Annotated in this window: 18 protein-coding genes and 1 pseudogene; 13 read left to right on the top strand and 6 right to left on the bottom strand. The window is 70.6% G+C overall.

Annotation, left to right across the window (positions count from 1 at the left end):
- The first annotated feature begins 64 nt into the window (after window positions 1-64).
- Window positions 65-1978, top strand: a complete 1914-nt coding sequence (locus AAFF41_RS37945) for a zinc metalloprotease (protein ID WP_319749594.1) — start codon at window positions 65-67, stop codon at window positions 1976-1978.
- Window positions 1979-2043: 65 nt separating this feature from the next.
- A complete protein-coding gene (locus tag AAFF41_RS37940) occupies window positions 2044-2742 on the top strand; it encodes a hypothetical protein (RefSeq protein WP_319749595.1) in 699 nt (232 codons plus the stop codon).
- A 68-nt stretch (window positions 2743-2810) separates the two neighbouring features.
- Here AAFF41_RS37940 and AAFF41_RS37935 read toward each other — a convergent pair whose 3' ends face one another.
- The 4 genes from AAFF41_RS37935 to AAFF41_RS37920 form a co-directional block, all read right to left on the bottom strand.
- A complete protein-coding gene (locus AAFF41_RS37935; protein ID WP_343325379.1) occupies window positions 2811-3539 on the bottom strand; it encodes a class I SAM-dependent methyltransferase in 729 nt (242 codons plus the stop codon).
- A gap of 155 nt (window positions 3540-3694) precedes the next feature.
- Window positions 3695-6187 carry an ATP-binding SpoIIE family protein phosphatase gene (locus tag AAFF41_RS37930; protein ID WP_319749597.1) on the bottom strand — a complete coding sequence of 831 codons (2493 nt, stop codon included), beginning with the start codon at window positions 6185-6187 and terminating at the stop codon, window positions 3695-3697.
- 159 nt (window positions 6188-6346) lie between these two features.
- The gene (locus AAFF41_RS37925) at window positions 6347-8731 is read right to left on the bottom strand and encodes an MFS transporter (protein ID WP_343325378.1); all 2385 of its coding nucleotides are present in this window, start codon (window positions 8729-8731) and stop codon (window positions 6347-6349) included.
- 183 nt (window positions 8732-8914) lie between these two features.
- Window positions 8915-9358: an SRPBCC family protein gene (locus AAFF41_RS37920; RefSeq protein WP_054230290.1), complete on the bottom strand. Its 444-nt coding sequence runs from the start codon at window positions 9356-9358 to the stop codon at window positions 8915-8917.
- A gap of 149 nt (window positions 9359-9507) precedes the next feature.
- Here AAFF41_RS37920 and AAFF41_RS37915 point away from each other — a divergent pair, with 149 nt between their 5' ends.
- The 4 genes from AAFF41_RS37915 (at window position 9508) to AAFF41_RS37900 (ending at window position 13353) form a co-directional block, all read left to right on the top strand.
- Window positions 9508-10560, top strand: coding sequence for an Rv2578c family radical SAM protein (locus AAFF41_RS37915; protein WP_097286871.1), 1053 nt, complete (start codon window positions 9508-9510; stop codon window positions 10558-10560).
- A 170-nt stretch (window positions 10561-10730) separates the two neighbouring features.
- Window positions 10731-12335 (top strand): alpha/beta hydrolase, encoded by a 1605-nt coding sequence (locus AAFF41_RS37910; protein ID WP_343325377.1) that lies wholly within the window; start codon window positions 10731-10733, stop codon window positions 12333-12335.
- 56 nt (window positions 12336-12391) lie between these two features.
- Window positions 12392-12790, top strand: a complete 399-nt coding sequence (locus AAFF41_RS37905; RefSeq protein ID WP_319749601.1) for a RidA family protein — start codon at window positions 12392-12394, stop codon at window positions 12788-12790.
- Window positions 12791-12816: 26 nt separating this feature from the next.
- Complete coding sequence (locus AAFF41_RS37900) at window positions 12817-13353, top strand: GNAT family N-acetyltransferase (RefSeq protein ID WP_343326415.1); 537 nt, start codon at window positions 12817-12819, stop codon at window positions 13351-13353.
- Window positions 13354-13495: 142 nt separating this feature from the next.
- On the opposite strand, the gene AAFF41_RS37895 is transcribed toward AAFF41_RS37900, so the two are convergent.
- Window positions 13496-14065 carry an adenylosuccinate lyase gene (locus AAFF41_RS37895; RefSeq protein ID WP_319749602.1) on the bottom strand — a complete coding sequence of 190 codons (570 nt, stop codon included), beginning with the start codon at window positions 14063-14065 and terminating at the stop codon, window positions 13496-13498.
- A 375-nt stretch (window positions 14066-14440) separates the two neighbouring features.
- Between AAFF41_RS37895 and AAFF41_RS37890 the strand changes: the two genes are divergently transcribed.
- Window positions 14441-16246, top strand: coding sequence for a 3-hydroxyacyl-CoA dehydrogenase family protein (locus tag AAFF41_RS37890; RefSeq protein WP_319749603.1), 1806 nt, complete (start codon window positions 14441-14443; stop codon window positions 16244-16246).
- 118 nt (window positions 16247-16364) lie between these two features.
- A pseudogene (locus AAFF41_RS37885) lies at window positions 16365-17194 on the top strand (TetR family transcriptional regulator).
- Here the strand turns inward: AAFF41_RS37885 and AAFF41_RS51790 are convergent.
- Window positions 17154-17462, bottom strand: a complete 309-nt coding sequence (locus tag AAFF41_RS51790) for an FAD-dependent oxidoreductase (protein WP_425526193.1) — start codon at window positions 17460-17462, stop codon at window positions 17154-17156. The pseudogene AAFF41_RS37885 and the gene AAFF41_RS51790 overlap by 41 nt on opposite strands.
- Window positions 17463-18249: 787 nt before the next feature.
- Between AAFF41_RS51790 and ccrA the strand changes: the two genes are divergently transcribed.
- From ccrA to AAFF41_RS37860, 5 genes are read left to right on the top strand one after another with little or no spacing between them, the layout of a single operon-like run.
- Window positions 18250-19587, top strand: a complete 1338-nt coding sequence (gene ccrA / locus AAFF41_RS37880) for a crotonyl-CoA carboxylase/reductase (RefSeq protein WP_343326414.1) — start codon at window positions 18250-18252, stop codon at window positions 19585-19587.
- 9 nt (window positions 19588-19596) lie between these two features.
- Window positions 19597-21645 carry a protein meaA gene (locus AAFF41_RS37875; RefSeq protein ID WP_097286868.1) on the top strand — a complete coding sequence of 683 codons (2049 nt, stop codon included), beginning with the start codon at window positions 19597-19599 and terminating at the stop codon, window positions 21643-21645.
- On the top strand, window positions 21642-22607 hold the full coding sequence (locus tag AAFF41_RS37870; protein WP_075029694.1) for an HpcH/HpaI aldolase/citrate lyase family protein: 966 nt from the start codon (window positions 21642-21644) through the stop codon (window positions 22605-22607). The genes AAFF41_RS37875 and AAFF41_RS37870 overlap by 4 nt, the downstream gene beginning before the upstream one ends.
- Before the next feature lie 5 nt (window positions 22608-22612).
- Window positions 22613-23125 carry a MaoC family dehydratase gene (locus tag AAFF41_RS37865; RefSeq protein WP_054230298.1) on the top strand — a complete coding sequence of 171 codons (513 nt, stop codon included), beginning with the start codon at window positions 22613-22615 and terminating at the stop codon, window positions 23123-23125.
- A 2-nt stretch (window positions 23126-23127) separates the two neighbouring features.
- Window positions 23128-24333: an acyl-CoA dehydrogenase family protein gene (locus tag AAFF41_RS37860; RefSeq protein WP_343325376.1), complete on the top strand. Its 1206-nt coding sequence runs from the start codon at window positions 23128-23130 to the stop codon at window positions 24331-24333.
- Window positions 24334-24461 lie beyond the last annotated feature (128 nt).

The following is a 24461-nucleotide window of genomic DNA, read 5'->3' as shown; positions in this document are numbered from 1 at the left end:
CGGCTGTTCGGCGGACCGCGCCCGGGGGCGGGCGCGGTCCGCCCTTGGGGGGGAAGGACCAGAAATGACGGCACTGGGGGACGGGCCCGCGTTGCTGTACGACACCGGGTCGCCGGTGCCGGGGCCGGGGGGAATCCCGGTCACCTACGAGCAGTTCGCCACGGGAAGCCTGCCGGTTGTCGGCGCCGGCATCGAGGCGCTGCCGGTGCCTCGACTGAGCTCCGGGCTCAAACTGCACGGGGAGTACCAGGGTTCGGGCTTCACCGAGCCGAAGTACATCGCGCGCCGCGGAGACGGCCAGGTCGTGCAGCTGTCACGGCTGCTGTACCTGGTCGCCTCCGCGATCGACGGCGTGAACGACATCGAGACCATCTCGCACCGGGTCAGCGCCCGCTACGGCCGCGAGCTCAGCGCCGACAACGTGCGTTTCCTGGTCGAGGAGAAACTCGACCCGCTCGGCGTCACCGTGCCGGAGGGCAAGGAGGAGGACGAGGTCTCGGCGCCGCGCTCCGACCTGCTCCTCGCCCTCAAGGGGCACCGGATCATCTTCAACGAGCGCAGGTCGGGCCGGATCGCCCGCTCGCTGGCCTGGCTGCACCGCCCCACGGTGGTCGTGCTGATGCTGGCGGCGGCCGTGGCCATGGACGTGTGGCTGTTCGGCTTCTTCGGCGCGGTGGAACCCGTGCTCCAGGTCCTCGACCAGCCGGTCCTGATGCTCGTCGTGTTCGCGCTCACCGTGGCCTCGCTGGTCTTCCACGAGTTCGGCCACGCCTCGGCGTGCAGATACGGGGGCGCACGGCCGGGCTGCATCGGCTGCGGGCTCTTCCTCATCTGGCCGTCCATGTACACCGACGTGACGGACATCTACCGGATCGGCCGGGCCGGACGGCTCCGTACCGACCTGGGCGGGGTGTACTTCAACGTCGTCTTCATGCTCGGGATGGCGGGCGCGTACTTCGCCACCGGCCAACAGTTCTTCCTGGCCACGGTCTATCTCGGGCACTTCGAGATCCTGGAGCAGCTGATGCCGGCCGTCCGGCTGGACGGCTACTACATCCTGGGCGACCTCGCCGGCGTCCCGGACCTCTACGGCAAGATCAAACCGATTCTGCTCAGCACGGTCCCGGGCCGACGCGGCAAGGCGGCGCGCGCCGAGGTCGTCGGGCTCAAGAAGTCGTCCCGGACCATCATCACCACCTGGGTCCTCACCATGGTGCCGCTGCTGATCGGCGAGCTCGGGTACGCGCTGTGGAACCTGCCGCGGATCGTCGCGACGATGGTCCGCTCGCTCACCGACCAGGTCGTGGGTACCGGGGACGCCTTCGCGGACGGTCGGATCGCCGCGGCGCTGATGGGCGTGATCGGCTGTTTCATGCTGCTGTGCCCGATGGCCGGCGTGGTCTATCTGTCGCTCAAGATGGGCGGCCGGGTCTTCCGGGCCGCGAAGCGGTCGACGGCGGACAAGCCCCGGCTGCGGGTGGCACTGTGCGCGCTGGCACTGCTGGGCCTCGGCTCGCTGAGCTACGCATGGGTGTCCGGTGTGACACCCGAGCCGCTGCCGAAGCGTCCGCCGATCGCACCGATCCTCCAGCCCGGCGTGTCCACGGCCGAGCCGCCCGCCTGGCCCGCCACCGCGCCCCGGCCGCACACGTCACCGTCCGACACCTCGACGGCCCTGCCGTCCGGCGCCGCGTCCTCCGGCTCCACGGCCGCCACCGCGCCGAGCGCGTCGGCCTCGCCCAGCGCGGACGCCTCCGCCTCCACGTCACCCGGCGCCTCCCCGTCCACGAAACCGACCACACCGGCCGGCGGTCCGGGCGCGACGGGTTCCGTCTCGGCCGGTCCGCCCGCTGGTCCGTCCGAGCCGCCCGGCCCGTCGCCGTCCGTCTCGTCGTCCGCACCGGCGCCCTCGACGGATCCGCCGACGCCGACCGAATCCGTCAGCGCGACCGGCGCACCGAGCCCGGCCACCCCGTGACCGCCCTCGGCGATCACCAGCCCGGTGGCCGTCGTCCCGCCGAACCACGACCGCAGGAGACCCATGTGAGTACCCATCCCAACACGCACCGCAAGCCTCGCCCAGCCGGCCGGGGTCTCTCCCAACGAGCCATGCGCATAGGCCTGTTCGCGGCCGGCGCGGCCGGTATCGCCGCCGCGGTCCCGGCCCAGGCCGCCACCGCGGCGGCGGGCTCGGTCGCCCGCCACGCCGTCGCGGAGGACCACACCTTCAGTCACGCCGACCGGGCACACCCGACCCAGGTCAAGGACTCCTTCACCGTGCGGCAGCTCGGCACGACGAAGGCGGTGGGTGTACGCAACCAGGCAGGCGCGATCTCCGTCGGCTGCTCGGTCGACGCGCACTGCCGGTCGGTCGCGCTGTCCTTCCAGATCGTCACGCTGGCGGGCCAGAACACCCACCTGAACGCGGTGAACCTCAGCGACGCGACCAACGAGCACTGCGACGGCTGCCAAACCCTCGCCGGCGCCTACCAGTTCGTGGTGTCCACCGCCCGTCCGTTCACCCTGGACGCCACCGCGCAGCGCAAGCTCGCCGACATCCATCGCAGGCTGGACGACCTGACCCGGTCCAAGATCCCGGCGGCCGACCTCAAGACACAGGCCGACTCGCTGGCCGCGGAGGTCACCGACGTCCTGCACGACGCGGTGGCAGGCGCGCCGAAGGCCCCGGACGCGCCCGCCGTCGCGGTCCACCGTCACCTGGACGGCTGGCCCGGCCACTGACCCAACAGCCACCGTGAAGGGGGACGGCGTCACCGACCGGCAGGTGACGCCGTCCCCGTGCGTGCGGCTCAGCCGGCCGTGCGCCCTGCCACCAGCCACTTCGACGGCAACTCGATCCGCGCACCCTCGGGCGTGAACCCTGCGGTCACAAGGGGGAGTTCACCGCTCGCGAGGACGGTGAGGCCCGCCGCGCGAAGGTGGTCGGGGACCGCGTCGTCGGACACCTCGCCGGGCGCGATGCCGTGCCGGAAGATGGGGGCCAGCTTGGGCGGCGGCCCGTCGGAGCTCCGGGCCAGGCCCATCAGGATCGGCCGGGCGGCTTCGGAGAGTTCGACGAGAAAGACCCGGCCGCGCTCCCCGACCAGGGTGGCGAGGGCGTCCACCAGCGGCTGGCGGTCGTCCGGCTCGCACTGGTGGAGCACGCCCCGCATATAGACGTTGGCGTCGCCCAGCTCCGCGTGCAGGGTCTGTGCCTCGGTCTTCTCGGCCGCGTCGAGCAGCCGGTACGTCGCCTGGCCCGCCGGATCGGCGAGCCGGGCGTGCTCGAGAGCGGCGGCCGAGAGGTCGGCGCCGACCACATGCCGGAAGCGGTCGGCCAGGAAGCGGGTCTGGGTGCCGTTGCCGCAGCCCACGTCCACGACCGGCAGATCGTGGGCCGACAGGTACGGCTCGAAGAGGGCGAGATGGACGCCCGCGGTCAGTGCGGGGTCCGCGTCCCAGAAGACGGCTCCCTGCTCGTCGGGGGCCTCGCCCCAGAAACCCTCCCAGGCCTCCCTGTACCGATGTGTCACGCTCATGCCCGCTCCCCAGGTCGCCACCGCGGCCCGCCGTGAATGGCGGGCGGGATCGGTCTATCGCGCCGGGCGCGCGTCGACAAGCGTACGGCGCATTCCTGCACGGTTCGTTTCGATCCGCGTACGCCGGTACGCGCCCCCCGGGTCAGCGCCCCGGGTCAGCGCCTCGGCAGGGTCAGTTCGAACCACACGGTCTTGCCGGAGCTGGTGCGGCTCGTGCCCCACTCACGGGCCAGCGTGCTGACGATACGCAGACCGCGGCCGAACTCGTCGCCGGGGCTCGCGCTGAGCAGCGTCGGCAGGGTGGGGTCGTCGTCGGCCACCTCGCACAGCAGGGTGTCGCCGCGCACGAGCCGCAGGTCGATCCGGCGGCTGTGCGCGTGCCGTACGGCGTTGGTCACCAGTTCGCTGACCATCGACTCGGCCGGGTCGGCCAGCCGGGCCAGGCCCCAGTCGTGGAGCTGTTCGCGGACCACGGTGCGGGCCCGGCCGGCCTCGACCGGGTCGAGCGAGAGCCGCCACTCGGCGACGTCCTCGGGTTCGATGCCGTTGAGCCGGGCCATCAGCAGCGCCACGTCGTCCTTGCGTCCGCCACGGGTGTTGAGGGCGCGGATGATCATGTCGCAGGCGTCGTCCATGGACGCGGCCGGGTGGGCGGCGGACTCACAGAGCGTGGCGAGGCCGACGCCGATGTCCTCGCCGCGCACCTCGACCAGGCCGTCGGTGCACATCACGAGCCGGTCGCCGGGCGCCACCGGCACACGTACCGCCTCGAAGGGCACACCGCCGACCCCGATGGGCGCGCCGGTCGGCAGGTCGAGCAGTTCGCTGCGGCCGTCCTCGGCACGGACCAGGACCGGCGGGATGTGGCCCGCGTTGGCGATCTGCAGCTCGCCGGCGATGGGGTCGTAGACCGCGTACAGGCAGGTCGCGAGGTAGTGCTCGCCGAGCCGCTGGGCCAGATCGTCGAGGTTGCGCAGGAGTTGGGCGGGCGGCAGGTCGAGCGCCGCCATGGTCTGCACCGCCGTACGCAACTGGCCCATCATCGCGGCCGAGTTGAGGCCGTGGCCCATCACGTCGCCGACGACGAGGGCGGTGCGGGAGCCGGGCAGTTTCACCGAGTCGAACCAGTCGCCCCCGACCCGTCCCAACAGGGTGCCGGGCAGATAGCGGGTGGCGATGTCGCAGCCGGCCATGCGGGGCGCGATGTGCGGCAGCATGCTGTCCTGGAGGGTCTCGGCGACGCTCTCCTGGTAGGTGTACATGCGCGCGTTGTCGAGGACGAGGCCCGCGCGGGCCGCGAGTTCGGCGCCGGTGACCCGGTCCATGTCGTTGAACTCGACGCGCTCCGGGTGGCGCAGCAGGATCATGAACCCGAGGACCACGTTACGGGCCTTCAGGGGCACGACCAGCATGGAGCGGTTGGTGATCAGCGGCCTGATGTCGCGCTTCTCGAACTGCGCGGCGATCATGTGCCCCATCTGCTCGCTGATGCGCGGCACGAGGACGGGTTCACCGGTGGTCATGCACTGGAAGAACGGTGTGTGCGCGGGGAACGGCATGGCCTCGCCGACCGGCACGACGTCGTCCCAGCGGCCCGGCTCGTCGGTGTGTTCGACGGCGACGCGGTGCCACATGGTGGTCGTGTCGGGCACACCGTCGGGGAAGCCCTCACCGGCGACGACCTGTTCGCGCAGATAGGTGCCCGCCACGTCCGTGAAGCGCGGCACCACGGCCCGGCTGACCTCGAGGATCGTCTGCGCGAGGTCGAGCGAGGTACCTATGCGCCCGCTGACCTCGTTGAGGAACTCCAGGCGTTCGCGGACGGCGACGTACTCGAGGTCCTCGCCCTCCTCGTCCTGGAGCTCCTGCGGCAGAAGCTCGCCGGTGGCGACCGCGCGGGCCGCCCACTCACGGCGCGCCTTGCGTTCGGCGCGCCGGGGCACACCCCAGTCGGGAGTCACCGGCACCCGGTCGTTCTGACTGAACTCCAGGACGGGGTAGCCCAGTTCGAGGACCTGGGCGACGATGCGGGCGCCCTCGCCCACGCTCATGCTGGGCAGGATCTCGGGCAGTCTGCGGGCCAGTTCCTCGGCGCCGGGGAAGTCGGTGTGCAGCGCGAAGCCGGGCGCGATGCGCTCGATGGCCACCTCTTCGTCCTCGTGGCGCAGCGCGTCCGCGTCGGCGGCGAGCACGAGCAGCCGCTCCGGCCCGGGGCCGACCAGCGGGTACGCCCACCACAGGACGTCCACGCGGTCCCGCTCGGGCACGGTGAGCCGGGCGCGTCCGGCGGCCGGGTAGGAGAACCGTCCGCCGAGGGAGGACTCCAGGCCGGGGCCGAGTCCGTCGTACGCCGCGTACGCCCCGTAGGGCGCGATCTCGTCCTCTTCGGGGAGCGCGCCGGAGACGGGGAGCAGGTCGACGGCGGGGCGACCCACCGCGTCCTCCTTGGGCACGCCGAACTGGCGGCGGGCGCCGGTGCTCCAGTGCGACACCAGTCCGTCACGGTCGACGACCACCACGGCCAGCGGGATGCGGCCGGCCTCGGTGTGCTCCACCGTGCCGTCCCCAGCTCCGCGGCTGTGAGGTGCGCCCGCTTCGGTGCCACTCGCGGTGCCACTTTCCGTGCCACTTGCTGTGCCGCTGTCCATGGCCGAGGCCCTTCCTCCCCACGGCTCCGCAAGATCTGTGCCGCCTTCACTACCGTACGGCTGCGGCCCGTCGCGATGTGCGGCAATAAGGGAATTGACCTTTCCAGGGGGCGGCTCCGGCGCACCGGCCGCCTCCGCGAAGGGGCCCGCGGAGGCCGTTCAGTCCTCGTGGCCGAGCTGCAGATCCCGCTCCGTGCGCCCCCCACCGGCCACGTGCAGCACGGTGGCCACCGGCGGGTAGCCCGCCGCGATGACGGTGTACTCGCCGGAGGACAGGTCGACGAACCGGAACGCCCCGTCCGCACCGGTGGTGAGCGTGTCCACCACGTTCCCCGCGGCGTCCAGGAGCGTCACCCGCGCGTCCTCGACGGGCCGGCCGCCGCCCGCCCGCACGGTGCCGCGCAGCACGGCGCCGCCCGCGAGTTCTACGTCCTGGCGGGTCTCGCGCGAGGCCTGCACGCTGACGGGGAGGGCGGCCGGGCGGAACGCGGGCGCGCTGGCGGCGAGGGTGTACTCGCCCGCCACCAGCTCCGTGATGACATAGCCGCCCTCGCGTCCGCTGCGGGTGGTGGCCACGACCTCCCCGTGGACGTTGGTGAGCGTGACGGTGGCGTCGCGTACGGGACTGCCGTCCGCGGTCAGCACGCTCCCGGCGAGGCGTCCCGCGCCGCCGAGGACGACGTCCAGTTCCACGGGGCGCTCGCCGATGGTCACCGAGACGGCCTGCGGCTGATGGCCGCCGGCCGCGGCGATCAGGATGTACGACCCCGATCCGGGCGTGGACAGCGCGTACCGGCCGTCCTCGCCGCTGGCGCCCCGCCCGATCTGCTGTCCGGCGATGTCGATGAGAGTGAGCGCGGCGCGCGGCACGACTGTCCCGTCGGGGTGCTGCACGGTGCCGCAGACGGGGATCCCGGCGGCGTAGGACGAACGGGCCTGCGGGATCGGGGCGTTCACCCGTGCGGCGTCCGGGTCGGCGATGGGGGCGTTGTGGGACACCAGCGGTTTCTCCTTGAGGAAGCAGGCGATGAGCAGGCCCAGGACGAGCACCGGGACGAGATAGAGGAAGATCCGGGGCATGGCGTTCGCGTATGCGCGGACGTAGTCGTCGCGCAGGGCCCGGGGCAGGGAGTGGACGAGCTGCGGGGTGATGGACTGGGGGTCGGGCAGGCCGGTGCGCGGGGGCAGGCGGTCGGCGAGCGCGTCCGAGAGCCGATGGGCGAACAGCGTGCCGAAGATGGCGGCGCCGACGCTGCCGCCGATCTGCCGGAAGTAGTTGTTGGCGCTGGTCGCGGTGCCGAGGTCGGCGGGGCGCACGGAGTTCTGCACGGCGAGGACGAGGACCGGCATCACCATGCCGATGCCGGCGCCGAGGACGGCCATCCAGACGCTGTACTGCAGTCGGGGCGTGTCGACTTCGAGGCGGGACAGCAGCCACATGCCGAGGACCGACAGGGCGCTGCCGAGGACCGGATAGATCTTGTAGCGGCCGGTGCGGCTGATGAGCTGTCCGCAGACGACGGAGGCGCCGACGATGCCACCCATCATGGGGAGCATCAGGAGTCCGGACTCGGTGGCGCTGGCCCCGTCGACCATCTGCAGGAAGGTCGGCAGATAGCTGGCCGCTCCGAAGAGGGCGACCCCGACGACGAGCCCCACCAGGGCGGTGATGTTGAAGACGCCGTCCTTGAACAGCCTCGGCGGGATGAGGGGTTCGGTGGCGAAACGCTCGGCGACGAGGAAGAGGACGGTCGCGACGAGCGCGCCCGCGCCGAGCCCCATGATGACCCGTGAGCCCCAGGCGTACTCGGTTCCGCCCCAGCTGGTCAGCAGGACCAGGCAGGTCGACGCGGCGGCCAGCAGCAGCACACCGAGGACGTCGACGCGTCCGCGCGCGGGGGGCCTGGGCAGCTTCAGCACGACGGTGACGACGGCCAGGGTGAGCAGGCCGAAGGGCACGTTGATGTAGAAGCACCAGCGCCAGGAGAGGTGGTCGGTGAAATAGCCGCCCAGGAGGGGTCCGGCGACCGAGGCGAGGCCGAAGGCGGCGCCGATCAGGCCCATGAAGCGGCCGCGCTCGCGAGGCGGCACGATGTCCGCGATGATCGCCTGCACACCGATCATGAGGCCGCCCGCGCCGACGCCCTGGATCGCGCGGAAGGCGATCAGCTGGTCCATGCTCTGGGCGCGTCCCGAGCACGCCGAACCGGCCACGAAGACGACGATCGCGAACTGGAAGACGCCCTTGCGGCCGAAGAGGTCGCCGAGCTTGCCGTAGACGGGGAGTCCGACGGTGGAGGTCAGCAGGTAGGCGGTGATCGCCCAGGACATCCGGTCCAGGCCGTGCAGCTCACCGACGATCTTCGGGAGCGCGGTGGCCACGATCATCTGGTCGAGGGCGGCGAGCAGCAGCGCGAGCATGAGCCCGAAGAAGACCAGCCGCACCTGGTGCGGGCTCAGGCGGGCGGTCCCGGGGACCGGTGGAGGGGAGTGCCGCGGAGGCGCGGCAGCCGGTTCGTCCTTCACCAGAGTGATCCCGCCCACGTACCGCTCCCCTCGTCGCGCCCACCGCACAATTCCCGCTTATCGCGACAACTGTGAGCAAGCGCGACGAGTTACGGCGTACTGCCGCGTCGCGAGGCGATCCACTCGAACCGGTGAGGGTGCAACGCGCCCCGGAGAGTTGCCTCTTGAGCCGCGCGGCCGTCAAAGAGGCGCAGGTGCCGACTACTTCTGCGTCTCGGTGGCGAGCTTGTCGAGCACCAGGTCGTAGATCCTGCCGAGGCCCTTGGGCGCGAAGGTCTTCTCGAAGAAGCCGCCGATGCCGCCCGCGCCGTCCCAGACGGTGGTGACGACGACACGGGACTTGCCCTCGCCGGCCGGGGTGACCCGCCAGGTGGTGACCATGGAGGAGTTGCGGTCCTTCTCGACGAGCTCACCGTCGGTGGGCTCGGTGACCTCGAGCAGGCAGTCGCGCACCCGCTTGCTGGTGGCCTGGAGCTTCCAGTGGACGAGGGTGCCCTCGCCGTCGCCGCCCTCGCGCACCTCGTACTCGCTGAAGTGCTCGGGCAGCAGCTTCGCGCGCGTGCCGCTGTAGTCGGCCAGGGCGTCGAACACCGCCTCCGCGTCCGCCGCGATGACCCGCTCCGTCGTGGCCTCGACCTGCGCCATTGCACTTCCTCCAGCACTTGGTGACTCGGGGTGTGCGGCAAGCCAACCACCCGGCGGCCCGACCCCCCAAATCGGGGCCCCGAAATTGCGGTCGCACGATCAAGGGAACATGTGTTCTATTCTGTGGCCAGTGCTATCGAGGAGGCGTCATGCGCTGGGACAACCTCACAGCGGACCCCGCCGGGGACCGTGCCCGGAACGCCGCGCTGTTCGGCGCGGACGCGGTGACCACCCGTACGTTCGACACCCCGGAGTTCCGTGGCGTCACCTTCCACGAGATCCGGGCCCGCTCGATCGTGAACCGGGTACCGGGGGCCTCACGCATGCCCTTCGAATGGACGGTCAACCCCTATCGGGGCTGCACACACGCGTGTGTGTACTGCTTCGCGCGCAAGACCCACAGCTATCTGGACCTCGACACGGGACTCGACTTCGACTCCCAGATCGTGGTGAAGGTCAACGCGCCGGAACTGCTGCGCCGCCAGCTCGGCTCGCGCCGCTGGCAGGGCGAGCACATCGCGATGGGCACGAACGTCGACTGCTACCAACGGGCCGAGGGCCGCTACCGGCTGATGCCCGGCATCATCGCGGCCCTGCGCGACCACGCGAACCCCTTCTCGATCCTGACGAAGGGCACGCTGATCCTGCGCGACCTCGACCTGCTGAAGCAGGCCTCCGAGGTCACCGACGTCGGGATCTCGGTCTCCGTGGGATTCACCGACTCCCAGCTGTGGCGCACCGTCGAGCCGGGCACCCCGGCCCCGGAACGCCGCCTGGACGTCGTGCGCACCCTCACGGACCACGGCATCGGCTGCGGGGTCCTGATGGCCCCCGTGATCCCCTTCCTGGGCGACAGCCCGGCCCAACTGCGGGCCACCGTGCGGGCGATAGCCGCCTCCGGGGCCACCTCGGTGACCCCGCTCGTACTGCATCTGCGGCCCGGCGCCCGGGAGTGGTTCATGGCCTGGCTGGAGCACTACCACCCGTATCTCGTACGGCGTTACGAGCGGCTGTACGCGGAGGGCGCGTACGCCCCGAAGTGGTACCAGCGCCGGATCACCCGTCAGGTCCACGAGCTGGCCCAGGAGTACGGCATCGGTCCCACGCGCGCGGGGATGCCCCGCAGGATCGCCGCGCCCGCGGAGCCCGCCGAGCCCGTGGCGCCCGCCACGCCGGAGCCGACCCAGCTCACCCTGCTCTGACCACGGCGAACGGCCGTTGCCCGGACCGTCCCTGACGGCATCCGAGCGGATCACACGGCTCAATTGGGTCAAGACTTTCCAGAACGAGTTCTTCCGGGGTCCCATTCCGGGACGATGCGGCGAAGGCCGTGGCGTGCACGGCTCAAAATCCTCCGTCCTTGGGAGGCTCTGTGAAGAAACGCGCAGCTGCTCTGTGCGGGGCGGCGGCCGTGCTGGCCGGGATGATCACGTCGATCCCCGCCGACGCGAGCGCCGGTTCCGCGACCGCACCGCGCACCACCCTCACCACCGCGAGACCCACCTGGAAGAAGTGCGGGACCAGCAGATATCCGACGCTCCAATGCGCGTCCCTGAAGGTGCCGCTGGACCACGCCAAGCCCCACGGCCGGCAGATCACCCTCGCCCTCTCACGCGTCCCGCACACCGCGAAGACGTACCAGGGGCCGCTGCTGGTGAACCCGGGCGGTCCCGGCGGCAGCGGGCTCTCGCTGGCCGGATTCGTCGCCTCCTCGCTGCCGAAGGCAGTGGCGGCGCAGTACGACGTCATCGGCTTCGACCCGCGCGGCGTCGGCGCCGGCAAGCCCGCCCTGGACTGCAGGCCCGGGTCGTTCAACCCGGTGCGCCCCGACTCCGTGCCCAGTACCGCCGCGATCGAGAAGGCCAACCTCGACCGTGCCAAGGCCTTCGCCAGGGCGTGCGGCAAGAAGTACGCCGACCTGCTGCCGTACATCGACACGGTGAGCGCGGTCCGGGACATGGACTCGATCCGCGCCGCGCTCGGCGCCAGGAAGATCAACTACTTCGGTTACTCGTACGGCACCTACCTCGGTGCCGTGTACGCGAAGCTCTACCCGCAGCGCGTACGCCGTCTGGTGCTCGACTCCATCGTCGACCCCAGCGGTGTCTGGTACGAGGACAACATCGGCCAGGACTACGCCTTCAACGACCGCCACCAGGCGTTCATGGCCTGGGTCGCCAAGCACGACGCGACCTACAAGCTCGGCACGGACCCGGCCGGGGTCGAGGCCAAGTGGTACGCCATGCGGGGGGCACTCGCCAAGAACCCCGCGGGCAAGAAGGTGGGCGCCTCCGAACTGGAGGACACCTTCATCCCGGGCGGCTACTACAACGGCTACTGGCCCTCCCTCGCCAAGGCGTTCGCGGCCTACGTGAACGACAAGAACACGGCCCCGCTCGTCGCGGCCTACGCGAACCTCGGCGCCGTCAACGCCTCCGGCGACAACGGCTACAGCATCTACACCGCGGTGCAGTGCCGTGACGCCTCCTGGCCGCGCGACTGGAACCAGTGGCGCAAGGACAACTGGGCGGTGTACGGCAAGGCGCCGTTCATGGCCTGGAACAACGCCTGGTACAACGCGCCGTGCGCGTTCTGGCCGACGAAGACGCTGCGGCCGGTGAACATCGCCAACAAGGCGCTGCCGCCGACGCTGCTCTTCCAGGCCACGAACGACGCGGCCACCCCCTACCAGGGCGGCGTGACGGTCCACCACGCACTGCGCGGCTCCAGCCTGGTGGTCGAACAGGGGGGCGGGAACCACGGCATCACGCTGAGCGGGAACGCCTGCCTGGACAAGTACCTGGCGACGTACCTCACCAACGGCAAGGTGCCGCACGGCAGCGGTGTGGCCGACGCCGTGTGCAAGAAGCTGCCGGATCCGGAACCCCAGAGCACGAAGGCGGCGCTGTCCACCGCCTCGGACGGTGCGTCCTCGGCAGGCGCGACCCTGCACGGACTGCTCGGCCACCGCGGCTGAGGCCGCCCTGACGGCCCGTCGGGGGCGTTGTCGGACCCATGGTCCACCATGGACGCATGAGTGAGCTGACCCGCATTCCCGCCCCCGACGGGGTCGCCCCCGCCGCCGCGTACTCGCATGTCGTCCTCGGTAGGGGCCGCTTCGTCGCGGTCTCGGGGCAGCTCGCCCTGGACGAGGACGGCAAACTCGTCGGCGCGGGCGACGCGGCGGCGCAGGCCCGCCAGGTGTTCGAGAACCTGCGCCGCTGCCTGGCCGCCGCCGGGGCGACCTTCGACGACGTCGTCAAACTCACCTTCTTCGTCACGGACATGGCCCACATGCCGGCCGTCCGCGCGGCCCGCGACGCCCACATACCCGCGGACCGCCTCCCGGCCGCGTCGGCGGTCCAGGTCGCCGCGCTGGTCCGCCCCGAGTTCCTGATGGAGATCGAGGCGTACGCGGTGGTGGGCGAGTGAGCGCATTCCCGGTCCGGATCCGGGAGATGGTCCTCTCGGACTGCGAGCGGGTGGCCGAGATCCGCATCCGCGGATGGCAGACCGCGTACCGGGGGCTGATGCCCGAGGCGTACCTCGAGGCGCTCAGCGTGGCCGAGGACGCGGCCCGGCGGCGCGAGCGTTTCGGGCGGGGCGGCGGCGCGATCGTGAACCTGGTCGCCGAGCGGAACGGCGAGGTGGTCGGCTGGGCCTGCCACGGCCCGTACCGGGACGACGAAGCCCGCGCCGACGGCGTCGGGGCGGCCGAGCTGTACGCGATCTACGTCGATCCCGAGCGGGTCGGGACCGGGGTGGGCCGCGCGCTTCTCAGGGAATCGATCGCCCGCTGCACCGCCGCGGGGCACGAGCGCATGCTGCTGTGGGTGCTCGAGGGAAACACCAGGGCCCGTCGGTTCTACGCACAGGCCGGGTTCGGTCCCGACGGTAGGGAGGAACCCTTCGACGTGGACGGCGTCGCGGTACCCGAGGTCCGGTACGCCCGCACCCTCACGCGCCCGGACGCCGGCACCGGGCCGCGCCCGTAGCGCGGGAACATCTTTGCGGTTACGACCCGTTCCCGTGCGGACGTCACGGACTACGCTCGAAGGGCCGGGTCCGGGGCGCGACGACACGGTGAGCACGGTCGACGAGGCGCTGCGGGAGGCGGCCCGTCGGCCGCCCGCCGTGTCACCCGGGCAGTCGGGCCAGCGCGTGCACCGCCGCCTCGGCGAGTGCCGGATGGGCGAGTGCCTCGTTCAGGACGGGTCGCGCGCGTACGTCCCCCAGCGCCCCGAGCCCCTCCACACAGGCCAGGGCGACCCCGCGGTAGGGGTCGTGGGGGCGCAGCCTGCGCCCCAGAGTGCTGATCAGCGCCGGCACGGCCTCGGGGGCGCGCAGCTCGACCAGGAGCCGTACGGGATGCAGCGCGTAGGCGACGCGCAGTTCGTTGGTGGCGAGCGCGGCCGCCGCGCGGGCCGTGCGCGGATCGCCGAGGCGGGCGAGCGCGTGCGCCGCGGACGCGCAGCGCTGTGGGTCGCGGTGGTTCAGCAGCAGGACGAGCGCCTCGAAGGCCCGCCGGTCCCCGGCGAGTCCGAGCCGGAAGGCGACCAACTCCCGGGCCCACAAAGGCTGTCCGGGCGCGGTCAGCGCCTCGGCCAGCACATTCGGATCCTCGGTCGCCACGAGTTGCTCGTACGCCGGCGAAGCCCCCGCCTCGTTTCGTAGACGCTCCGTGAGTGATCGCAACTCTTCGTCCATGAAGCCGAGCCTAGGCGCCGCCCCCGTCGTTCCGGGACCTACATCACAAACTCGGGGGCTGGCGCGCTCGTTACCGGCGGGTTAAGCTCAGACGAGCGAGTTACCCACTCGTGTCTTGCTTGCGGTGGCCTGGTGACGCAGCCACCGTGAGAGCAGTCGGTTCGGTACCTCAGGTACCTCAGTACGACATGGCTCCGGGACAGGGCCGGTCGGCTTCACCGTTCCCTGGGTGCGCCCTCGCGGGCACCTCATCCGGACGGCACCGGGCGTGTGCGCTCGTCAGCCCGGCAACACCCGCACTCTCCGCACTCCGTGCGCCTCCTGGGCGTACCTGCGTGCGCTCCTCAGTCGTCACCCTCTTCCTGGAGTCCCGCGATGGCAACTCCCCTGTCCGACACCCCTCTGTCCCCCATCAAGACCGTTGCCGTCGTCGGCCTCGGCACGATGGGCACCGGCATCGCCGAGGTCCTCGTCCGGGCCGGCCGCGACGTCATCGGCATCGACATCAGCGAGGCCGCGGCCGCCCAGGCCGTCGCCGCCCTCGAAGCCTCCACCGCCCGCGCCGTGCGACGCGAGCGTCTCAGCGAGCAGGAGCGCGCCGACGCCCTGCCCCGCTTCCGCACCTTCACCGATCTCGCGGCCGCCGCCGACGCCGATCTGGTCATCGAGGTGACCCCGGAGTCGTACGACATCAAGCAGCAGGTCTTCCGGGCGCTGGACGGCATCGTGCGTCCGGACACCATCCTGGCCACCGGCACCAACGCCCTCTCGGTGACCCGCCTGGCCGCCGACTCGGCCCGCCCCGAGCGCGTCCTCGGCCTGCACTTCTTCAACCCGGCCCCCGCGATGAAGCTGGTCGAGGTCGTCTCCTCGGTGCTCACCGCGCCCACGGCCGTCTCCGCGGTCACCAACCTCGCGCTCGACCTCGGCAAGGAGCCCGTCGCGGTCGGCGACCGCCCCGGTTTCGTGGCCGACGGGCTGCTGTTCGGCTACCTCAACCAGGCCGCCGCGATGTACGAGGCCAAATACGCCTCCCGCGAGGACATCGACGCCGCGATGAAGCTCGGCTGCGGGCTGCCCATGGGCCCGCTCGCGCTGCTCGACCTGATCGGCGTCGACACCGCGCGGACGGTCCTGGAGGCCATGTACGCCGAGTCCCGCGACCGGCTGCACGCCCCCGCGCCCATCCTCAAGCAGCTCAGCGAGGCGGGCCTGACCGGCCGCAAGTCGGGGCGCGGCTTCTACTCCTACGAGGCGCCCGGCAGCGCGACGGTCGTGCGGGACGCGCTGACCCCCCTCTCCGGCGGCCCCGAGGTCCCCGGCCGCACGGTCCGCTCGGTCGGCGTCGCGGGCTCGGGGACCATGGCCTCCGGCATCGCCGAGGTCTTCGCGAAGGCCGGGTACGAGGTCGTCCTCGCGGCCCGCACCGAGGAGAAGGCACAGGCCGCGAAGGCCCGCATCGGCAAGTCCCTGGCCCGCTCGGTCGACAAGGGCCGGATGACCGCCGAGGCCGCCGCGAGCACCCTGGACCTGATCGTCCCGGCGGGCTCGTACGACGCCTTCGCCGACGTCGATCTGGCCCTGGAGGCGGTGGCCGAGGACCTGGAGGTCAAGCAGCAGCTGTTCGGGGTGTTCGACAAGGTCTGCAAGCCCGGCGCGATCCTCGCCACGACCACGTCCTCGCTGCCCGTCGTCGCCTGCGCCCGTGCCACCTCACGTCCCCAGGACGTGATCGGGATGCACTTCTTCAACCCGGCGCCGGCGATGAAGCTGGTCGAGGTGGTCCGGACCGTCCTGACCGCGGACGACGTGCACGCCACGGTCCGCGAGCTGTGCGGGAAGATCCGCAAGCACCCGGTGGACTGCGGGGACCGGGCCGGTTTCATCGTGAACGCGCTGCTCTTCCCGTACCTGAACAACGCGATCAAGATGGTCCAGGAGCACTACGCCACCCTCGACGACATCGACGCCGCGATGAAGCTGGGCGGCGGCTACCCGATGGGGCCGTTCGAACTCCTCGACGTCGTCGGTCTGGACGTCTCGCTCGCCATCGAGAAGGTGCTGCACCGCGAGTTCCGCGACCCGGGTCTCGCCCCCGCGCCGCTCCTGGAGCACCTGGTGGCCGCGGGCTGCCTCGGCCGCAAGACGGGCCGCGGCTTCCGCGAATATGCCCGCCGCTGAGCGTCCCGGCGACCGGCGGCCCGACACCGCCCACTGGGGCGGACTGCTCGGCCCGGCCGGCAGCCCCCCGCCCGTCGAGGGCGGGGGGTTCCCCGGACATGCGCGTTCCCCTGCGCACATGCAGTACGTTCGGGTCATGTCCCAGCCCGCCAAGTCCTCACGTACACCAGCCACGCCCGACGCTCCGGAGAGCGCCGCGGGTAGTCGCGCCGCCGCCCAACGGCTCAAGATGCGCCGAGAACTGGCGGCCGCGGCCATGGAGCTGTTCGCGACCAAGGGGTACGAGGCGACCACCGTCGACGAGATCGCGGCCCGGGCCGGGGTGGCCCGCCGCACGTTCTTCCGCCACTTCCGCTCCAAGGAAGAGGCGATCTTCCCCGATCACGACGACACCCTGATCCGCGCGGAGGCGGTCCTCAACGCGGCTCCGGCGCACGAGCACCCGCTCGACACGGTGTGCCGCGGCATCAAGGAAGTCATGACGATGTACGCGGCCCAGCCCGAGATCTCCGTCTCGCGCTACAAGCTGACCCGCGAGGTACCCACGCTCCGGGAGGCCGAGATCGCCTCCGTGGCCCGCTACGAGCGGCTCTTCACCCGCTATCTCCTGGGCCACTTCGACGAGCACGCGCACGACGACGACGCCAACGACGATCCGCTGCTCGCGGAGGTCGCCGCGTCCGCCGTGGTCACGGCCCACAACCATGTTCTGCGGCGCTGGCTGCGGGCGGGGGACAAGGAGACGTCGAGGCGCAGCTGGACCACGCCTTCTCCATCGTCCGCAAGACCTTCGGGACGGGGATCGGCGCCGGGCGGGAGACCACGCCCCGTACGGCGCCGGCGTCCGCCTTCACCGAGGGTGACGTCCTGGTGACCGTGGCCCGGGTCGACGCGCCGTTGGACCAGGTCATGCGGACCATCGAGCAGGCGCTGCGGGAGCGGTCGTAGAACGCGGGGCGCAGGCGCCTGCCGGCGCCGGGGCGCGGTCCCGCCCGGACTCACACGCGTCCGGCAGAGGGGCCGAGCCCCCTCCTGACGGCTCGGCCGGGGCGAATCTGGGGATCGGGGAGTCGTCCGGCTTTCCCGTCAGGAGTCCCGTCACCAGGCGTCCCGTCGCCGGGGCGAGCATCAGCCCGAGCATGTTGTGGCCGGTCACCAGGACCACCCCCGGGTGCCCGGGGAGCGGGCCGATCAGGCGGAGGCCGTCCGTGGTCATGGGGCGCGACATCGGGCGGATCACCGGGTTCAACGTGGACGCGGCCCGCATCGCCGGCATCCCCGGGGCCCCGGCGCCGTAGCGTCGCCGCCGGGGGCCGGGGCAAGCGGTCCGGAGTCGGCGCCGATGGGCGGACGGGCGCCGCGAGTCTTGGGCCGAGAAGTGCTGCCTCCAGGCAGGTACGCCCCCTGGTCCCGTCGCCCGCATCCCCGGCTCCGCCGCCGAGCGCCCCCGTCATCGACCGCCCGGTGCTCCCGACGCCCGGCGCTCCCCGGGACGCCTCGCCGGCCCTCCGTAACACCGCCTCACCCCGCACGCACCCCCACACCGGAACCCTCACGCCGTGCCACCGACACCAGGTGTTCTCCGAAGCGGCCCGCCGACCCGCCCCTACGGCCCGTGCACCGGCCCCTCCGCACCGCCCCTGACCAGGCTGTTTTGATCGATCATCGGTCGATCTGATCGATCATCGCTCACGTGTTACGTAAAGATTTCACCTGAGCGAAACTCATGGCACTCCGTGCCTTGCACGGTGACACGGCGTGCCATACGTTGTTGTTGTCCGGGCGGCCGGCGTGCAGAGACCTTTCGTACGCCGGCTGTCCCCGCAAGCCAATGGCGAGCGCGCCCGGACGCCTGCGTCACAGGCAACCTTGTGCGCCAACCCGGCGCTGCCACCGCACCACCCCCTCCGCCGAACCGACGGCACACCCCTCACTCCCAGCAGCAGCACCGACGTAACCCTCAAGTGTCTTCCCTCAAGACGCTCATCGCCGGAGGCAACACCGTGAAGGAAATCCTGGACGCGATTCAGTCGCAGACGGCCACGTCCGCCGACTTCGCCGCTCTTCCGCTCCCCGACTCGTACCGCGCGATCACCGTGCACAAGGACGAGACGGAGATGTTCGCGGGGCTCACCACCCGCGACAAGGACCCCCGCAAGTCGATCCACCTGGACGACGTGCCGCTGCCGGAGCTCGGCCCGGGCGAAGCTCTGGTGGCCGTGATGGCCTCCTCGGTCAACTACAACTCCGTGTGGACCTCGATCTTCGAGCCGGTGTCGACGTTCTCCTTCCTGGAGCGCTACGGCAGGCTCAGCGAGCTCACCAAGCGCCACGACCTGCCGTACCACATCATCGGTTCCGACCTCGCGGGCGTCGTCCTGCGCACCGGCCCCGGCGTCAACGCCTGGAAGCCCGGTGACGAGGTCGTCGCGCACTGTCTGTCCGTCGAGCTGGAGTCCAGCGACGGGCACAACGACACGATGCTCGACCCCGAGCAGCGCATCTGGGGCTTCGAGACCAACTTCGGCGGCCTCGCCGAGATAGCCCTCGTCAAGTCCAACCAGCTGATGCCCAAGCCCGACCACCTGTCGTGGGAGGAGGCCGCTGCTCCCGGGCTCGTGAACTCCACCGCGTACCGGCAGCTCGTGTCGAGGAACGGCGCCGGCATGAAGCAGGGCGACAACGTCCTCATCTGGGGCGCGAGCGGCGGCCTCGGCTCGTACGCCACACAGTTCGCGCTCGCCGGTGGCGCCAACCCCATCTGCGTCGTCAGCAGCGACCAGAAGGCGGACATCTGCCGGGCGATGGGCGCCGAGGCGATCATCGACCGCAACGCCGAGGGCTTCAAGTTCTGGAAGGACGAGCACAACCAGGACCCGAAGGAGTGGAAGCGGTTCGGGAAGCGCATCCGTGAGCTGACGGGCGGCGAGGACGTCGACATCGTCTTCGAGCACCCGGGCCGCGAGACCTTCGGCGCCTCCGTCTACGTCACCCGCAAGGGCGGCACCATCGTCACCTGCGCCTCGACCTCGGGCTACAACCACGAGTACGACAACCGCTACCTGTGGATGTCCCTGAAGCGCATCATCGGCTCGCACTTCGCCAACTACCGCGAGGCCTGGGAGGCCAACCGGCTGGTCGCCAAGGGCAAGATCCACCCGACGCTCTCCAAGGTGTACTCCCTGGAGGAGACCGGGCAGGCCGCGTACGACGTCCACCGCAACCTCCACCAGGGCAAGGTCGGCGTGCTCGCGCTGGCGCCCCGCGAGGGCCTGGGCGTGCGCGACGAGGAGAAGCGCGCCCAGCACATCGACGCCATCAACCGCTTCCGGAACGTCTGAGGTCCACAGATGACTGAGCGTCAGAACGCCGCTGGACGGCGGGAGAAGGACCGGCCGTGGCTCATGCGGACCTACGCCGGTCACTCCACCGCCGAGGCGTCCAACGAGTTGTACCGGCGCAACCTCGCCAAGGGGCAGACGGGTCTCTCCGTGGCCTTCGACCTGCCCACGCAGACCGGGTACGACCCCGACCACATCCTCGCCCGCGGCGAGGTCGGCCGGGTCGGGGTGCCGGTCTCGCACCTCGGTGACATGCGCCGGCTGTTCCAGGACATCCCCCTGGAGCAGATGAACACCTCGATGACCATCAACGCCACCGCCATGTGGCTGCTGGCGCTCTACCAGGTCGTCGCCGAGGAGCAGGGCGCCGACATCACCAAGCTGCAGGGGACGACGCAGAACGACATCGTCAAGGAGTACCTGTCGCGGGGTACGCATGTCTTTCCGCCGGTGCCCTCACTCCGGCTGACGACGGACATGATCGCGTACACGGTCTCCCACATGCCCAAGTGGAACCCGATCAACATCTGCTCGTACCACCTCCAGGAGGCGGGCGCGACCCCCGTCCAGGAGATCGCGTACGCGATGTCGACGGCCATCGCCGTGCTGGACGCCGTCCGCGACTCGGGGCAGGTGCCCGCCGAGAAGTTCGGCGACGTCGTCGCCCGCATCTCCTTCTTCGTGAACGCGGGTGTCCGGTTCATCGAGGAGATGTGCAAGATGCGGGCGTTCGGGCGGATCTGGGACCAGGTCACGCGCGAGCGGTACGGCATCCAGGACGCCAAACAGCGGCGTTTCCGCTACGGCGTCCAGGTCAACTCGCTCGGTCTGACCGAGGCGCAGCCGGAGAACAACGTCCAGCGGATCGTCCTCGAGATGCTGGCCGTGACGCTCTCGAAGGACGCACGCGCGCGCGCCGTGCAGCTGCCCGCCTGGAACGAGGCGCTGGGGCTGCCCCGGCCCTGGGACCAGCAGTGGTCGCTGCGCATCCAGCAGGTGCTGGCGCACGAGAGCGACCTGCTGGAGTACGAGGACATCTTCGAGGGCTCGCACGTCATCGAGGCGAAGGTCGCGGCCCTCGTCGAGGAGTCACTCGCCGAGATGGACCGGATCGACGAGATGGGCGGGGCGATGGCCGCCGTCGAGTCGGGCTATCTGAAGTCCCAGCTCGTCTCCTCGCACGCCGAGCGCCGGGCCCGGATCGAGGGCGGCACCGAGAAGATCGTCGGCGTCAACATCTACGAGTCGACCGAGCCGAACCCGCTCACCGCCGACCTGGACGCGGCGATCCAGACCGTCGACCCGGCCGTCGAGGCCCGCGTGGTCGCCGCGCTGCAGAACTGGCGCGACACGCGCTACCAGCCGCCGTTCAACCACCCGCGCCCCTGCAAGGCGCTGGAGCGGCTGAAGGAAGCGGCCAAGGGCACCGACAACCTCATGGAGGCCACCCTCGAGTGCGCCCGCGCCGGGGTCACGACCGGCGAGTGGTCCGAGGCCCTGCGCGAGGTGTTCGGCGAGTTCCGCGCCCCCACCGGCGTCTCGTCCGCGCCCGTCGCGGTCACCGCCGAAGAGGGCACCGCGCTGGCGCTGGTGCGCCGCAAGGTCGAGGAGACCGCCCGCGAACTCGGCGTCGGCAAGCTCCGCTTCCTGGTGGGCAAGCCGGGCCTGGACGGGCACTCCAACGGCGCCGAGCAGATCGCCGTGCGCGCCCGCGACGCCGGGTTCGAGGTGGTCTACCAGGGCATCCGGCTCACGCCCGAACAGATCGTGGACGCGGCCGTCGCCGAGGACGTGCACGGCGTCGGTCTGTCCATCCTGTCCGGCTCGCACGCCCAGTTGGTGCCCGACGTGCTGGAGCGACTGCGCGAGGCCGGCGCGGCCGACATCCCGGTGATCGCCGGCGGGATCATCCCGAACGCCGACGCCGAACTGCTGCGCGCCGCGGGAGTCGCCGCGGTTTTCACACCGAAGGACTTCGACATCACCGGAATCATCGGCCGTATCGTCGACGAGATCCGGAAAGCGAACAAGCTCGACCCCCTGGAGGTCCCCGCATGACCACGCCCGTCAACCGCCTTCGCCCGCGGCGTTCCTGCCTGGCCGTGCCCGGCTCGAACCCCCGCTTCCTGGAGAAGGCCCAGGGCCTCCCCGCGGACCAGGTCTTCCTGGACCTGGAGGACGCCTGCGCCCCGCTCGCCAAGCCCGAGGCGCGGCACACCATCGTGAAGTTCCTGAACGAGGGCGACTGGACCGGCAAGACGCGGGTCGTACGGGTGAACGACTGGACGACGCACTGGACGTACCGCGATGTCGTCACGGTCGTCGAGGGCGCGGGCCAGAACCTCGACTGCATCATGCTGCCGAAGGTCCAGGACGCCCAGCAGGTCGTCGCGCTCGACCTGCTGCTCACGCAGATCGAGAAGACGATGGGCTTCGAGGTCGGCAAGATCGGCATCGAGGCCCAGATCGAGAACGCGAAGGGGCTCGTCAACGTCGACGAGATCGCGGCCGCCTCACCGCGTGTAGAGACCATCATCTTCGGCCCTGCCGACTTCATGGCCTCCATCAACATGAAGTCGCTGGTCGTGGGCGAGCAGCCGCCGGGCTACCCGGCGGACGCGTACCACTACATCCTGATGCGCATCCTGATGGCCGCCCGTACGCACGACCTCCAGGCGATCGACGGCCCCTACCTCCAGATCCGCAACCAGGAGGGGTACCGCGAGGTCGCCCGGCGCGCCGCCGCCCTGGGCTTCGACGGCAAGTGGGTGCTGCACCCGGACCAGGTCGCCGCGGCCAACGAGATCTTCTCGCCCTCCCAGGAGGACTTCGACCACGCCGAGCTCATCCTCGACGCGTACGAGTACTACACGTCCGAGGCGGGCGGCAAGAAGGGCTCCGCGATGCTCGGCGACGAGATGATCGACGAGGCCAGCCGCAAGATGGCCCTGGTCATCTCGGGCAAGGGCCGGGCGGCCGGCATGCAGCGCACGTCCAAGTTCGAAGCCCCGGAGGCCTGAGCACCATGCAGTTCGGACGCACGTACGAGGAGTTCGAGGTCGGCGCGGTCTACAAGCACTGGCCCGGGAAAACGGTCACGGAGTACGACGACCACCTCTTCTGTCTCCTGACCATGAACCACCACCCCCTCCACATGGACACGAACTATGCGGAGCGGACGACGGACTTCGGCAGGAACGTCGTCGTGGGCAACTACATCTACTCGCTGCTGCTCGGCATGTCCGTGCCGGACGTCTCCGGGAAGGCGATCGCCAACCTGGAGATCGAGTCGCTGAAGCACGTGGCGCCGACCTTCCACGGCGACACGATCTACGGCGAGACCACGGTCCTCGACAAGACGCCCTCGAAGTCGAAGAGCGACCGCGGGATCGTCCACGTCGAGACCAAGGGCTACAAGCAGGACGGCACGCTGGTGTGCGTGTTCCGCCGCAAGGTCATGGTGCCGACCGAGACGTACATCAAGGAGCGCGGGGGCGAGCAGCCCGGCCGTCCGGAACTCAAGCAGCAGGAGAAGTAGCCATGGCGCGACTCGCCCAGACCGCCGGTCTCACCGACGTCCAGCAGGAGATCCTCTCCACCGTCCGCGACTTCGTGGACAAGGAGATCATCCCGGTCGCGACCGAGCTGGAGCACCGCGACGAGTACCCCCAGCAGATCGTCGACGGCCTCAAGGAATTGGGCCTGTTCGGTCTGATGATCCCCGAGGAGTACGGGGGCCTGGGCGAGTCCCTCCTCACCTACGCGCTCTGCGTCGAGGAGATCGCCCGCGGCTGGATGTCGGTCTCCGGCATCATCAACACGCACTTCATCGTGGCGTACATGCTCAAGCAGCACGGCACGCAGGAGCAGAAGGACCACTTCCTGCCCCGGATGGCCCTGGGCGAGGTGCGCGGCGCGTTCTCGATGTCGGAGCCGGCTCTCGGCTCGGACGTCTCCGCGATCACCTCGAAGGCGGTCAGGGACGGCGACGAGTACGTCCTGAACGGTCAGAAGATGTGGCTGACGAACGGCGGCTCGTCGAACCTGGTGGCCGTGCTCGTACGAAGTGACGAAGGGCTCCCGGAGGGCACCGCGCCCCACAAGTCGATGACGACCTTCCTGGTCGAGAAGGAGCCCGGCTTCGGAGAGGTCCGTCCCGGCCTCACCATTCCCGGGAAGATCGACAAGATGGGCTACAAGGGCGTCGACACGACCGAGCTCATCATGGACGGACTGCGCGTTCCGGCCAATCGGGTACTCGGCGGCACCACTGGCCGAGGGTTTTACCAAATGATGGACGGAGTCGAGGTCGGCCGCGTCAACGTGGCGGCACGTGGTTGCGGTGTCGCACAGCGTGCGTTCGAGCTGGGTGTCTCCTATGCCCAGCAGCGTCACACTTTCGGCAAGCCGATCGCGCAGCACCAGGCCATCCAGTTCAAACTGGCCGAGATGGCCACCAAGGTCGAAGCGGCCCATGCAATGATGGTGAACGCGGCCCGCAAAAAGGACTCCGGGGAACGAAACGACCTCGAGGCAGGGATGGCGAAGTACCTCGCCTCCGAATACTGCAAGGAAGTGGTCGAGGACGCCTTCCGGATCCACGGCGGCTACGGTTTCTCCAAGGAGTACGAGATCGAGCGTCTCTACCGCGAGGCGCCGATGCTGCTGATCGGCGAAGGTACCGCCGAAATCCAGAAAATGATCATTGGGCGCCGACTGCTCGAAGAGTATCGACTCCAGGGTTAAGCAGGGTTGGATGTCCCGGTTCGGGGTGTTTTCTTCGAGAAGAAGATCACACCCCGTCAATACTCTTCGGCCGCCGACTCGGCTTCCTGGCTTGCCCAGTTGCGCCCCGCTCCCGGTACGATCCCGGG

This window comes from Streptomyces mirabilis (assembly GCF_039503195.1).
In the GTDB taxonomy this organism is placed as follows: Bacteria; Actinomycetota; Actinomycetes; order Streptomycetales; family Streptomycetaceae; genus Streptomyces; species Streptomyces mirabilis_D.
This window is presented reverse-complemented; position numbering and strand designations above follow the sequence as displayed.

Coding starts and splice junctions, on each gene's coding strand:
- AAFF41_RS37875 (WP_097286868.1), top strand. CDS start 19,597: ATGACTGAGCGTCAGAACGCCGCTGGACGGCGGGAGAAGGACCGGCCG.
- AAFF41_RS37865 (WP_054230298.1), top strand. CDS start 22,613: ATGCAGTTCGGACGCACGTACGAGGAGTTCGAGGTCGGCGCGGTCTAC.
- AAFF41_RS37930 (WP_319749597.1), bottom strand. CDS start 6,187: ATGGACAGCGGCACAGCAAGTGGCACGGAAAGTGGCACCGCGAGTGGC.
- AAFF41_RS37900 (WP_343326415.1), top strand. CDS start 12,817: ATGGTCCTCTCGGACTGCGAGCGGGTGGCCGAGATCCGCATCCGCGGA.
- AAFF41_RS37895 (WP_319749602.1), bottom strand. CDS start 14,065: ATGGACGAAGAGTTGCGATCACTCACGGAGCGTCTACGAAACGAGGCG.
- AAFF41_RS37870 (WP_075029694.1), top strand. CDS start 21,642: ATGACCACGCCCGTCAACCGCCTTCGCCCGCGGCGTTCCTGCCTGGCC.
- AAFF41_RS37935 (WP_343325379.1), bottom strand. CDS start 3,539: ATGAGCGTGACACATCGGTACAGGGAGGCCTGGGAGGGTTTCTGGGGC.
- AAFF41_RS37915 (WP_097286871.1), top strand. CDS start 9,508: ATGCGCTGGGACAACCTCACAGCGGACCCCGCCGGGGACCGTGCCCGG.
- AAFF41_RS51790 (WP_425526193.1), bottom strand. CDS start 17,462: ATGACCACGGACGGCCTCCGCCTGATCGGCCCGCTCCCCGGGCACCCG.
- AAFF41_RS37860 (WP_343325376.1), top strand. CDS start 23,128: ATGGCGCGACTCGCCCAGACCGCCGGTCTCACCGACGTCCAGCAGGAG.
- AAFF41_RS37905 (WP_319749601.1), top strand. CDS start 12,392: ATGAGTGAGCTGACCCGCATTCCCGCCCCCGACGGGGTCGCCCCCGCC.
- AAFF41_RS37890 (WP_319749603.1), top strand. CDS start 14,441: ATGGCAACTCCCCTGTCCGACACCCCTCTGTCCCCCATCAAGACCGTT.
- AAFF41_RS37920 (WP_054230290.1), bottom strand. CDS start 9,358: ATGGCGCAGGTCGAGGCCACGACGGAGCGGGTCATCGCGGCGGACGCG.
- AAFF41_RS37945 (WP_319749594.1), top strand. CDS start 65: ATGACGGCACTGGGGGACGGGCCCGCGTTGCTGTACGACACCGGGTCG.